The organism is Acinetobacter sp. V116_7 (assembly GCF_056735735.1).
The window spans coordinates 102437-115964 of record NZ_JBWZIF010000027.1 but is presented as its reverse complement, the minus strand read 5'-3'; the positions used below and the strand labels follow the sequence as shown (position 1 = coordinate 115964).

The following is a 13528-nucleotide window of genomic DNA, read 5'->3' as shown; positions in this document are numbered from 1 at the left end:
TTCCCTAAAAACGATGCTCAAGCTTGAGGCTAATATTGTGTTTATCGTAGGAATACAGCCAATCGACATTGCTTTTATTATGGTTATAGCGATAGGTTAAATTAGGCGTCATGCCATAAAACTCAAAGCGCGGCATTTGCACAACAAAAGTATAGTTCTGTTCAAAATCATGACGACGAGCTAAGAAAGTTTCTGCGTATTTATCAAACTGTCGCCAACGGTAAGAACTCAATAAAGTAGTGTTAAAACCAGCACTCCAAGACTTACTTAAGCCTAAACGCACACCTTGCTGTTGATAGGCAGCCATGTATTTTTCTTGGGTCGAATGGTCGAGCACATCTAGACCACCCAAAAAAGTCCACTGGTCTGGAAAAATCTTCCAGAAAGTAGCAAAAGCTGAGCTTTCTACCCCATCTAGGGTTTTATATTTCTGATAATTTAAATCTTTACCCTCAGCCTCAAGCTTGAAGGCTTTATCTGCCGAGATAAAATGCATCCACTCGGCACGTGCGCCCCATGCATTGTAAAGACCATCGTTGCCATAACGTTTATGTTCAAAAAGCGGACTCACCCCAATTTGATTTTTTAAGTCAAAGTAGCTGTAGCCTGCATTAATGTTAATGGTAGATTCATTAAATGCCGCGTGGTCGTTATAGGACTGTCCAAATGCCAGCGCACGTAAAGCCACACCATGATGCCCCTTAATCGCATAGCGTTTTATAAGACTGGCTTCGTAATCTAACCCCGTTGCTGACTCAGCTTTAGGCGTCCCACGAGTAACTTGCTCAATTGGGATAATATTACCTTTACTATCTTTGCCATAAAGCGTCCATGTTTTGCTTTGTTCAGAAGAACTATTTAAATTACTTACATAGGTATAACCCGCTGAAACCGAGCCTTGCCAAGAGTCTCGTTTTTTTAGTGCTTGAACAAAGGTATTTACTGTTGTTAAAACCCCAGAAGGAATGACAGCAGGATCACTTTGTTTCAGTTGGTCTTGAATGGAAATAAAAAGGCGTGCTGCTTCCTTATTCTTCTGTTGTTCAAACAGCACGCGCGCTAACTCAAGTTCACAAATTAAATTATGAGGTTGTTGTTTTAGGCTGCTTTGAAATTTTTGTTCAGCCAATTTCAGTTGACCCTGAGAACGTGCAACTGCCCCTTCGGCAAAGTCGGTTAAAGCCCGATCATAGCCAACATATTTCTTATAATGTTCTAAATAAACCGTGGTTTTGAGCCACTGTTTTTGCATGACAGCCAAATATAACGCCTTGGCAAGATCATTCGGGTTTTGCTCAACACTGTATTCTTGTCCATTAATTTGAAGTTTAGGTAATTGCTCGGTACTACGAATGGTTCCCTGCTCGTGAAACTGGCGCTGTTCTTGTAAAAGCGTTTGATCCAAGCTTTGATTGAGACGAAGCTGTGTGTCTTCGTCGGCATATAAAAATGGACAACTCAACAATGTCAGACAGCACAAAAGCGTTCGTTTCATAAAACAATAAACCTGAAGCAACCAAGCAAAAGCTCAAAAAACAAAAGGAATCTACGTGTGTAGATTCCTTTTGTATTCATTAATTTTTAGCACCGCCAAAAGCAGTGTTGTAAGACACGTTATCAAACTGCGCAATACCCGCTAAAGCCGACGCATTTGCACCAAAGAATTGACCTTGAACCACACCAGAGTTGTCGACACCAGCCGTACCGTTAGCCGTTGCCAAACCTGCAAACGCAGCAGTACCCGGGTTAAATGCCACACCATCTAGGCTTAATGATGAAACAGCCGTACCTGTTCCGGTAAGCGTTCCTTCAAGTGTACCCGCGCCATAATTTGCCGTGAACGTACCACTTAACAGATTGCTTCCAGAACCATTAATCCCTGCAACGGTATAAGTTGCAGTACCCGCGGTTGGAACCGTGGTATTGGTGTTATCACCCGCGTAGTAAACGGTATGGCTCGCGCTTGCAGGTGTGTCGCCCGCTTTCCACCATTCACCAAAATAGACTTCCTGTGTGCCCACCTGACCAAAGTTAAAATTACCTAATGCACTGTGTGACGGTGGCATTGCAGACACTGGAATATGCGAAATATTAAAGGTTTTGCTGCCAACCGGTACATTGGTATTACTCGTTCCCTGAGCAGCAAAAGCCTGAGCCAAACCTTTTAACGAACTAAAACCTGTAAAAGCGTTATATGGTGCACCCGCAGCTTGAACCGACACCGCTGCTACACCACCCGGATGGCTTGCATTGGCAGCAGCACCGATTTTGATGTTACTTTCATTACTCGAAATACCATCAATACCTGCATAAGCAAATGCAGTTGAACAAGCAACGAGACCCAAGAACAATTGAGAGATTTTCATTTGTTGTTACTCCATCTTTTTTAAAACTAAGTTATTGTTTAATTTAAAATAACGATTTCGCTATTTTTAGTTTATTGAGTAGGCCCAGCTGCAAACCTACTCAGTTTTTTTTGTAAATAATAATCATTCAATATTATTATTTACCGTTACCTGACTCCCCTTTTATGTATGTGTAGAGGGAATCAAATTCTGTTTAAAATTTAGTGGTCCAACTAATTTTCATCGTTCGGCCGGGTGCGGCCATGGCACTACGAGTTAAAGGATCGATATAAAACTGGTTAGAAAGATTACTGCCGACAAATTCAACCGTGTTGTAGTTATCGACCTGATAACGCGCATAGGCATCAAAAATCCACGTGTCATCCCAAGCCAAAGGCACATTGAGGTAATAGCCTTTATTGACGCTAGCATCATTGTTTTTGCGTAGCGGGCTTTCATAAGCTTTATAGAATGTTGCACGTGCACCGAGCTCTAACTTTTCATCAAAAAAGCGTGCGCCAAGCAAACCGTGGAAACTCAGTTCAGGAGTGGCCATAGTCACCAAGTAGCCATTTGGGAAACCGTCATCGACGCAGCGCTGATACGGTTCGCGGAACTCCAGGCCCTGCTCGGTTTGAACCGTACCGCCTAAAATCATTTTGTTAATGGCACTATTGGTGTCACACACTTCATTTTTTAAGTTATAAGCCACGCTCAAGTCTGTGAAGAAACCACCATTATCAAAACGGCTTTGTAACTCTAGACCTGATAATTTTTGCTCATCCATATTGGTAAAAATAAGGTTCTGGTCACGCTCAATCACATTTTTGGTTTTGTTGTAGTAATAGGCGAGCTTAATGTCAGCATTGCGTACTGTGCTGAACCAATCACGCATGTCATAGACATAACCCACTTCGTAGTTAAAAGCGTGTTCAGGTTTGATTGCTTGATATGGCAACATCGCAGAAAAACCGACAGTGCTTTCAAACAAACTTGGTAAGCGATATTCCTCTGCATAGCGTGCATAGATTCTACTGTTTGGTGTGAGATGAATTGAGGCGCCTAACTGCGGTGCCCAGCCGCTATCTTTAACTTTATCGGCAGACTCAACCGGAACTTGGTCTACCACCGACATAAAGTTCCCACCAGTTACGACGTACTTTTGTCCAGAGGCATTGAGCTGATTTAAAGGATTATCGGTAAGCGACAATTGCCCATTCGCATCTGCTTTCCAGCTCAGTATATTTTTCTGCGACCAGATCATGTTATACAACGTGCTCTCTGATGCAGGCACAGTGTCGAGCTGCCCATCCCACTCAGGATTTTTTGTGGCATAGCGCTGTTTTAAAACATTGATTAAACGCTGCTGAGTCGAGGTGTAACTCTCAGGCATGGTCTGATATTCAAAGGTATATTCTTTAAGCCTACTTTTTTTGGTAAACAGCGGATTTAAACTCGGGTCAATCTCGCTCTGCAAAGACTTATTTAAAAAGTCATCAACTGCCCAATACGAGCGATAACGCATACCCGCATCAAAACTTAGCCAAGACAGCGGTCTATAATTAAAGTTAAAGTCGAACGTTTTTTCCTCACGGCGCCCTGCTCGTGGCAGTGCCTGATAGAGCGAATAACTTGGGCCAAATTCGCCATATATATCGTCGGACGTTAGTTTTTCTTTTAAAAAACTTCCACCGAGCGTCAAATCAAGCTGGTCTAACAAACGGGTTTTATTACTGACCGTAATGCCTTTACGCGTATTGTCAGAATGGCTTATCGCCGTGTTAATAATCGTGTTATCTCGAAAATCGATTGTGGTTGGCCACCCACCACGTGTGTATGTCTGGCTTTCGGTGTCGGTTTGCCAAATGTTGGCATAAAAATCAATCCAACGATTATTCTCAGGCTTAAATTTATATTCGAGGCTATAGGCTGTAGAGTGAATATTACTTAAAGGCCACTGCGGAACACCCAAGTCAGGCGTAATGCCCCAAACAATCCGAGACGGCATAATTTCACCAAAAATATTTTTGGTATCTCGGTAAGTCAGTTTAAGAGTCTGGCTATCAGTTGGGCGATAGGTCCCTTTTAATAACCATGACTCCATATGACTTGAAGTGTTGGGAACTTCATCGCCCGGTTGATAGGCATAGGCAAAGTAAGGAATAAAATCGAGGCTGCTGTCCGGTGTCGCTCGTTTATAGTAGCCCGCGCCATGTGTGCCAGAAAAATAATTGCCGCGCTCACGTACTGCATACACTGCCAGTAAATCGAATTTGTCTTGCTTGGTGGCAATTGCCAGCCGGCCCGCCAAGTCATCGCCCGAAAAATTAGAATTATCACTTCTGGTCCGGTTCTTTTTATAAATATCGGGGTCATATTTTGACCCGTTCATGTCGATCCAAGGCGTTGTGTCATCGTAGTTTTGGCCTACTTTACTCATGTCTGGCAAAGACGGATCAATTGAGTTGGTTGAGCCTTCTACTTTTAACTCGGCACCAAAAGACTTACCCGGACGAACAATGTCATCGACCTCTAGCGTTTTAACGACTACACCGCCGCCAACAGAAGTTGTGGTATTACGCTCTAAAGATGGGCCTTTAATGACTTCAATGCCCGCAATAAGATTGGGGTCGATATAGTTGCGGTTATTTACCCCGTTGTAACCACGCCACACGGCAATCGACTGTTCGGTGCCATCAATGGTTAAAGGCACACGACCAACGCCCTGCACACCACGCACACTTGGATCGAGTGCGCCACTGTTGCGGGCATCGCCACTATAGACGCCCACCATACCTTGTAAAACATCGGCTGGGTTGGTTCCTTTAAAGCGTTCGACATAGTCTTTGCCTGCATAAACCGAAGAGCGGTTTGCGTCATAAACTTTGTTATAGCCTTCGGTGTCACGGTCTTCTTTGCCGTACACCACAATTGGCGTGAGTCGTACCGATGCGTCTTCTTCAATTACGGCACTACTTGGCGGCAGGCTAGCGGCCTGAACCTTAGCGGGAGTGACGCGTGGTGTAGATTTTTTGCTGAGTGTGTAGCCCTGCCCAACTTTTACAGCATTAAATTCAGTTGATTTTAAAAGCTGCTCAAAACCTTGCTCGACAGCAAAATTGCCTTTTAAGCCCAGACTGTGTAACCCTTGGAGTTGCTGGGCATCCATTGCAATTGAAGTACCCGATTGTTCGGCAAACTGGTTGAGTACGTTAGCGAGGCGACCCGCAGGAATGTTATAGCTTTTCACTCCGGCTGTTTCTGCATAGGCCTGCTGCATAGGAAGCACAACAAGCCCACCCATCGACACAGCATGTATGGCAAACGCCAGTGTTGAAAATCGAAAAATCGATCGATTCTGCTTTTGCCCCGTTCCCGCTTTTTTCATTTGCCCCGCCCCAGTAAATCGTAATAAGAATCATTCAATACAACTAATTAAAATGATCCATATTTATTGCTTCTACTTACTATGACGAACGACTTTCAAAAAAGTGGAACCTAAAATCGAAAATAAATTTAATTTTTTATTATTTTAAAGAAACCATGACCACAAACGGCGTGATTTGCTTAATTTTCAGGTCTGGAAAAACCGTAGCCAAAAGCTTAAGCGATTCTGTTGTTTGGTCTAAAGGCAATACCGCATTGACCCGTACATGTTGCAACGCCGCATCATTAAAAATAATTTTGCCTTTGTAGTTGCGGTCTAGCTCTTGTAGCACTTGATTCAGCGGCAGGTTTTCGACCATAAGCTGATGCTTTTGCCATTTTTGTTGTTCGTTATAAACATTCAGTGCAGGCAGTTTTTGTACGCCATTTTGGTCTATTTTAATAGCTTGCCCTGCTTCAACAATGGCTTGACGAGTCGCATGCAATTGGGTGATTTTAACCTGTGTTGCTTCTACTTTTACCTTTGAGTGCAACATGTTGAGTTCGGTTGCTGAGGGGTCATAACTGACACTAAAAGCTGTGCCGAGTGCCTGAATTTGCCCATGACTGGTTTTGACTAAAAACGGTCTGGTCTTATCTTTAACAACATCGACATAAATTTGACCTTGCACCAACTCAACCACTCGCTGGTTAGTTTTAAAATCAAGATTGACTGCGCTTTTACCACGTAAAATTAAACGTGAACCATCTGGTAAGGTTTGCGTGGTCCACTGCCCCGATTGCCCTTGAATATCGGCAGTCACATAGGCCACTGTGGTGTCAGTTAAATAAAATAACGCCCCACTCATGGCAACAAACACAACGGCAAAAGCTGTTCCTGCACGTAAATGTTTATAGGCTTTGCCTGAGTTTAGGCCAGCTTTAAGGGCAACTTTAGTGACTTTTTTATGTCCGCTCGTTTGGGAAAGTTTTTGAATTGATCCAATACACTGTTCAATATCGGCAGCCACTTGGCGGTGTTGCTCACTAGTTTTTTTCCACTCTTCAAATTTTTGCTTGGCGGTTTTTCGTGAGCTTTCATCATCCGAACTCAGTTGAACAATCCAATGCGCGGCTTCTTCAACCAGTTGGTGATGTTTGCTTTTATCCATGGCCATTTAAATGCAAGCGTCCATGTCTTGTCGGTTTTGGTAGCACTGAATTAAACAGCTCGCCAAATATTTTTGAATCATTTTGGTCGACACATTTAAACGCTCGGCAATTTCTTTATGGGTATAGCCTTCGAGGTAATGCAAAATAAAAGCTTGCTGTGCTTTTTCAGAAACCCCTTCGAGTGCTTTGCAAAGCTGGTTAATCGCTTGAATAATTTGCATCTGATCTTCGGGTGAAGCCACCGCATCAAGCATATATTCCATTTGACTCAAGCCATCTAAATAGGCCTGTTCAATGCGTTTACGGCGCACTTGATCAATCAGCAGGTTTTTAGCAATCGAGGTTAAATAAGCACGCGGTTCCTTAATGCCGAATAGCTCGTCACGCGTTTGTAGCAGTTTAATAAATGTGTCCTGAACCAGATCTGCGGCCTGATCAGTATTACCTAATTTTTGTCTCAACCATTGGTGAAGCCAGCTTTGGTGACTTCTATATAACTGATCTACAAGCAAAGAAGTTTTGTTCACAGCAATTGGACTCAAAACAAGGAACCTATAAATGATAATAATTATCATTTAAACAAGTCAAGCAATAATTCAAGTAAAACTTAAATCACTGTTTAATAAATTGAATTAATTACCCGCTTGCTTTGCTGCACTTCTCTTAAAGCAAATCGGCAAGATTTCTAATTTCTTCCATCACCGCCTTACACGCAGGCGTTAAATAGCCATGTTTAGAAATAGACAAAGAAATATAGCGCTTGAGTGCGGGGTTAATAATTTTTGCGGCTTGAATTGAGGTGTATTGGCTGGCCTTTTTTAAAGCTTGCGGCCCCAGCATGGTATACATGCGAGATTCGGAAACCAAATGGGTTTGCAAACTAATCGAGTCGGCTTCAAAAACAATATTCAGCTCTACCCCATTTTCATAAGCCATGTGGTCTAAAAAATTGCGCCAGTTACTTGGCCTGCAAAAGGTGACCAGTGGTAACTGACTTACCTCTTTAAAGTCGACTTCATTTGCCTGAGTGAGCGCGTCTCCTTCACAGCCCACCAAGTAAGTATCGGCTTCGATAAGGTAAACATCGCCTTGTTTCGGTGTTGGGTTAAACCGATAAAGTATGGCTAAATCGACACTGCCATCTTCAAGCCATTTTTCTAAATGTACCCCTTGCCCTTCACGCACCGACAGTTTAATTAAGGGATATTTCTCTTGAAGCACTTTGTACAAAGTCGATAACAACGGATGTGCAGTAGACGGCAAACTGGCAATACGAACTGTACCAATTGGGGTATCGGTCGAGTGCAAAATTTCATTATTGAGCTGATCGGTTACGTTTAGCCATGAACGAATTTTAGGAAGTAAATGCTGACCTAAATCGGTGAGTTCGACGCCGCGTCCGGTTCGGTTAAACAAACGACCACCACATTGCACTTCAAGCTCGTTCATTTGCCGACTGATTTGCGGTTGGTTGGTGTTATGCAGCATGGCGACTTTGCTTAAGCTACCAAGTTCCACCGCGTCTAAAAATATTTTCCATAATTCATAATTCATCGATTCTTCCTAAATCGTCATAGGCAACATTTTGAGCTATACATTTTCAGTATAACTGAAATTCAAGAATTGGTAATTCCTACATAGCTCACCTATTTCTATACTCCAATCATGTTCTCTACAACACGATTTAAGTCAGATTAAGAACCAGAGAATATTTAATTACACTGTATAGGAAGTACGATTATGAGTTTAGATTTACGTGGATTAACCCCAGCACCTGTGACTCCTTTTACCCGTGACGGACAAGTAGACCATGATGCAATTCAACGTTTAGGTTCATGGTTAGGCAGTATTGATGGTGTGAAAGGCTTAGTTGTTCTTGGGCATGCAGGTGAAGGAACATTCTTGTCGCAAAAAGAACAAATGCAGGTCATCGAAAGCTTTGTTAAATCGGTAGATGACAAAATTCCGGTAATCGCAGGGATTACGCTCGAAGGTACTTCGGTTGCAGCAGAAGAAGCAAAACGTGCAGTCAGCGCAGGTGCTTCGGCAGGTTTGATTTATCCTTCACATGGCTGGTTGCGTTTTGGCTATCAAAAAGGCGCACCACAAGACCGCTATAAAGCAATTTATGAAGAAAGTGGTTTGCCATCTATTTTATTCCAATATCCAGATGCAACGAAGGCCACTTACGACCTAGAGACTCTACTCGATATTTCTGCACAGCCAGGTGTATTTGCCATGAAAAATGGTGTGCGTAATATGCGTCGCTGGGATGTCGAAATTCCGATTATTCGCCGTGAACGCCCAGACTTACAGGTGTTGACTTGCCACGATGAATATTTGCTTCACACCATGTTTGATGTAGACGGCGCTTTGGTTGGCTATGGCAACATTGCCCCTGAACTGTTAATTGAAATGATTAAAGCAGGTAAAGCCAAAGATTACGCTAAAGCACGTGCTATTCACGACCAATTATTACCAGTGACTCGCAATGTTTATCACCGCGGTTCACACATGGAAGGTACGGTCGCGCTTAAACATGCATTGGTTGCTCGCGGAATTTTGGACCATGCCACTGTGCGTTCGCCTCTGCTTCCACTGGCAGATGGTGCTGAGCAAGAAATTCATGATGCAATGCGTCAAGCCGGAATTGGCAAGGTCGATTTAACCCAAGCCGTTGCTTAAATTCTATTCGGGCTAGCATGTACGCTAGCCTTTTTTTCCTGTACGCTGCCTGAGGCCAAACATCGGGCATGTCTCTTAAAAACAATAATAAAAAGCATGCAAACTGTGGTGAACAGGTAGTGCGAAATAGAACAAAAAAACTACGAGGAATGTAGTAATAAGGAGATAGAAGATGACAAATCTAGCGGATGTAGAACAAATTAGTCATCATCAAAAAAATGCGGAAATTATTGCAAGACTCGAACGGCTACCCGTCACTGGTCGATTGCAATTTATGCGAATTACCATCGGTATCGCGACCTTTTTTGACGCCTATACTGTTCTTGCGATTGCCTTTGCTTTACCCCAACTCATTACCGAATGGCATCTCACCCCTGCCTATGTCGGTGCGATCATTGCTGCGGGCTATGTCGGGCAACTGGTCGGTGCCATCTTTTTTGGTTCTCTTGCCGAAAAAGTCGGTCGTTTAAAAGTACTGTCTTTTACCATTTTACTGTTTGTGGCAATGGACATTTCTTGTCTGTTTGCGTGGAGCGGAATGTCACTGTTAATTTTCCGTTTCTTACAAGGTATTGGAACAGGTGGCGAAGTACCTGTTGCAAGTGCCTATATTAACGAGTTTATTGGTGCAGAAAAGCGCGGTAAGTTTTTCTTGCTCTATGAAGTTTTATTCCCGATGGGCCTTATGTTTGCAGGCATGGCAGCGTTTTTCCTGATGCCAATTTATGGCTGGAAAGTCATGTTTATTGTGGGCCTCGTTCCATCTTTACTGGTGATTCCTTTACGGTTTTTCTTGCCTGAGTCACCACGTTGGCTTGCCTCAAAAGGCCGTTTTAAAGAAGCCGATCAAGTGGTTAAAAGTTTTGAAGACGGTGCCATCAAAAGCGGTAAAACTTTGCCTGAACCTGTGGTTAAAGACATTAACCCGCAAGGTATGGCAAAAACCGACTGGCGTGAGCTGTTCCAAGGCATTTACCGCAAACGTACCTTTACCCTGTGGGGCATGTGGTTCTGCGTCTATATGATTAACAATGCCATGGTGACTTGGCTGCCATCTCTTTACAAACAACACTTTGGTCTGTCGCTTCAAACCAGTTTAGGTTATGGCTGGATTACCTCGGGCGTGGGTGTGATTGCTTCTATTATCTGTGCGTTAATGATTGATAAAGTCGGCCGCCGTCCTTGGTACAGTGCAGCGTTTTTCTTAGCGATCATTCCACTCATGAGCCTATCGATTTTAGGTGCAAAATCGGCGATGGAAGTTGTGATTTTAGCTACGCTGAGCTATGCCATTTTGCAGACCATTTCATTCTCTTTGTACCTTTACGCTGCCGAACTTTACCCTACTCGCCTACGTGCGATGGGCATTGGTTTTAGTACTGCTTGGCTCCGTGCCGGCTCTGCGATTGGCCCTGTGATGGTCGGTCTGGTGGTTGGTGGCTACGGCATTCAATATGTGTTTAGTGTGCTGGCGGTTGTGGCGCTCATTGGTGGCCTAGTGACCTTCTTGTTTGCCATTGAAACCAAAGGCCAAGTGCTCGAAAAACTTTCTCCTTAATTCATCTATTTCATAAAAAGCTTGCCTAACCTCAGCGTTAGGCAAAGGGCTTATTCATGCTTAAAAAAGGAATTTAAAATGAATAAATATTTGCTATGGGGCTGTATTGGTTTAGGTAGTGTGAGCAACGCTTATGCAGAACTTCCTCAAGAATTTGGCAAGTTAGAATTAAAACTTAACACCCGTTACTGGAACGATGAAGGCACTGCCCACCCCACGCTTGCCAACCCTTCGCCTTCGTCGAGTGAATATGAACAAAGTGCCTTAGGGCTTGAGTTAAATTATCAGTCACCTTACTTGTGGGACTGGCTTGGGGTAGATGGCTCACTCTATGCAGTCACCAAATTGTTTGACTCTGGCAAGCCTAGCGCTCAGCTTTTAGAGGTTGAAAATAACGGCAAGCTCGATCAAAACTTTGCAACTTTAGGACAGCTCTACATTAAGGCAAAACTCGGCGACAAAGGCGAAATTAAATTAGGCCGTCAGTTGCAAGATTCGCTGTTGCTTAAAAGCACCAATAACCGCGCAGTGCCAGACACTTTTTCGGGTGCAAGTAGTCAGTTTCAATTGAATGATCAGCTACAGACTTACATTGCTTACTATGACCGCTGGAAACCGCGCAGCATGGACTCTTTTGAAAAACTGGTCACTGAAAATGACGAGCGCATTGACTATGTCGCTTTGCTTGGAGCCAAATATCAGTACAAAAACTGGAGCGTGAATGCCGAATATTTAAATAGCAAAGATTATTTAAAAAAGTACGGAGCGATTGCTCAATATAAATTGCCCTTGCATGGCCTTGTATGGACATTTAACACAGGTGCTTTTTTCTCGCGTGATGATGGCAAGCTATTTAAATGCGGTGCCGAGACCGAGCTGGACTGTGTCAAAGGCCAAGACGTTAACAACCGTGGGAATGGTTATTTTGTCGATGTAAATGTAGCCAAGAATAATATTGAAGGTGGCATTGCCGTTTCAAAATTTGATGGTTTTTGGATAGAAGATAACTTTGCTGTGCACTCGGCCCGCAACTCTGTTTTAACGCAAGACCACGGCACCAACCCGTTTCCGACCTCTGCGACCATTGGCCCCGACTTTACCAATAACGATGAAACCGCCGTTGCCCTTCGCTTGAAATATAACTGGAAAGACTACGTGAAAGGCTTAAAAACTGAAGCGAAGTATATTTATGGTTTTGGCGCGCACCAAAGTAACATCAGCAGTGATATTGAAGGTAAAGAGCGTTACTTTGATTTTACGGTGAGTTATGCCTTGCCGTGGGTGAAAAACTTAGATGTGCGCTATTCATTTTTACATTATGAGTCAAAGTTTGAAAATGCAAACCTAGGTGAAAAAATAAATGGAATGACACGTAAAGATTGGGACCAGCACCGAGTATTTATTAATTACCGTTATACATTTTAAGAACAAGTTAAACGTTTAGTTTAGCTTTATTATCCTTATTAATTAACCGATTTAAATAGACAAACTTTTGAGTTTAATTAAAATATAAATTTATATTTTAATTTTTTATAATATTTTATTTAAATTGAATTGACCTGTTAAAAACTTATGATTATTATGGTCTCGCTGGCCTACATTGCCAGTCGGTTTTGACAGACCGAGTATACAGCGTATCAGGTAAATACTCCCTGAGTATGAGACTTGTGCGCAACTTGCACCTCCCCCTTACCGTTGCGGTAGGACGGGAGGGGGACGCGCTTGCGCGTGCTGGCTTGTATGCCCAGTCTGTCAACCCCTTCTCGTTCTACCACCCAAATCAATTGACGGTGATCTTTGGTGGTAGAGCTCCATAAATTCTAGGAGTTGACCATGACCTTTTTTATATTAATCCCCTATCCTCTCTCGTAATTTTATTTATTTAAAATTTAGGCTTTCTCTCACCTAAAATATTTTAAATTTATAAATAATTTTATTTTAAAATTTTAATCATTTTATTTTCCTGTATTTCAGGCGGGTTAACTATTCCCTTTTTAAATGATTTTAATACTTTAAATATATGCGGCTTATTTTTTATTAATAACTTAGTGAAAATTATCACGAGAATAATATGAAACTTTATAAACCTATTTTGGCTTTAAGCCTTTTAATAGGCGATTACGGTGTTTCTGGTTGCGACATTCACACTCAGCAGGATTTTGAAGAAATTTGCCTGTCTGGTGGGCACACCCAAGCCAGTTGCGACTGTATTTACCAACGGCTTGAACAAGTGTATTCGCATAAGCTCATGCAACGTCTAGAACATGTCAGTTTGCAAAGTCCTGCTCTCCCACAGGACTTTGCTCCTACTTTTTTTAGTGTGATGCGGCGATGCGATAAAGAAGACATGGGCTAAGCGTTTGGCTTAGCTCCCTTATCTCTGTGTCGCAATGGTAGATGA

10 protein-coding genes are annotated in these 13528 nt (G+C 42.7%); 4 read left to right on the top strand and 6 right to left on the bottom strand.

Going from position 1 to position 13528, the window contains the following annotated elements:
• Nucleotides 1–4 precede the first annotated feature (4 nt).
• From hsmA to AC1PJP_RS13115, 6 genes are all read right to left on the bottom strand, one after another.
• Complete coding sequence (hsmA, locus tag AC1PJP_RS13140; protein ID WP_465223388.1) at nucleotides 5–1495, bottom strand: hemophilin secretion modulator; 1491 nt, start codon at nucleotides 1493–1495, stop codon at nucleotides 5–7.
• A gap of 79 nt (nucleotides 1496–1574) precedes the next feature.
• Entirely contained in the window at nucleotides 1575–2366 is a 792-nt protein-coding gene (locus AC1PJP_RS13135; protein ID WP_416697013.1) for a Slam-dependent surface lipoprotein, read from the bottom strand.
• 193 nt (nucleotides 2367–2559) lie between these two features.
• A complete protein-coding gene (hphR, locus tag AC1PJP_RS13130) occupies nucleotides 2560–5733 on the bottom strand; it encodes a hemophilin receptor HphR (protein ID WP_479767197.1) in 3174 nt (1057 codons plus the stop codon).
• A gap of 139 nt (nucleotides 5734–5872) precedes the next feature.
• Nucleotides 5873–6889 carry a FecR family protein gene (locus tag AC1PJP_RS13125; RefSeq protein WP_416697015.1) on the bottom strand — a complete coding sequence of 339 codons (1017 nt, stop codon included), beginning with the start codon at nucleotides 6887–6889 and terminating at the stop codon, nucleotides 5873–5875.
• The gene (locus AC1PJP_RS13120; protein WP_003653184.1) at nucleotides 6890–7411 is read right to left on the bottom strand and encodes a sigma-70 family RNA polymerase sigma factor; all 522 of its coding nucleotides are present in this window, start codon (nucleotides 7409–7411) and stop codon (nucleotides 6890–6892) included.
• 136 nt (nucleotides 7412–7547) lie between these two features.
• Nucleotides 7548–8438, bottom strand: coding sequence for a LysR family transcriptional regulator (locus AC1PJP_RS13115; RefSeq protein WP_416697016.1), 891 nt, complete (start codon nucleotides 8436–8438; stop codon nucleotides 7548–7550).
• Nucleotides 8439–8624: 186 nt separating this feature from the next.
• On the opposite strand from AC1PJP_RS13115, the gene AC1PJP_RS13110 reads away from it, so the two are divergent.
• The 4 genes from AC1PJP_RS13110 to AC1PJP_RS13095 all read left to right on the top strand — a co-directional run bounded on the left by AC1PJP_RS13110 (nucleotide 8625) and on the right by AC1PJP_RS13095 (nucleotide 13483).
• On the top strand, nucleotides 8625–9569 hold the full coding sequence (locus AC1PJP_RS13110) for a dihydrodipicolinate synthase family protein (RefSeq protein WP_000050874.1): 945 nt from the start codon (nucleotides 8625–8627) through the stop codon (nucleotides 9567–9569).
• Between the two features lie 172 nt (nucleotides 9570–9741).
• Nucleotides 9742–11127, top strand: a complete 1386-nt coding sequence (locus AC1PJP_RS13105; RefSeq protein ID WP_416697017.1) for an MFS transporter — start codon at nucleotides 9742–9744, stop codon at nucleotides 11125–11127.
• A 78-nt stretch (nucleotides 11128–11205) separates the two neighbouring features.
• Nucleotides 11206–12552, top strand: coding sequence for an OprD family outer membrane porin (locus tag AC1PJP_RS13100; protein ID WP_479767194.1), 1347 nt, complete (start codon nucleotides 11206–11208; stop codon nucleotides 12550–12552).
• 646 nt (nucleotides 12553–13198) lie between these two features.
• Nucleotides 13199–13483, top strand: a complete 285-nt coding sequence (locus AC1PJP_RS13095) for a hypothetical protein (RefSeq protein ID WP_004794079.1) — start codon at nucleotides 13199–13201, stop codon at nucleotides 13481–13483.
• The last annotated feature ends 45 nt before the right edge of the window (nucleotides 13484–13528 follow it).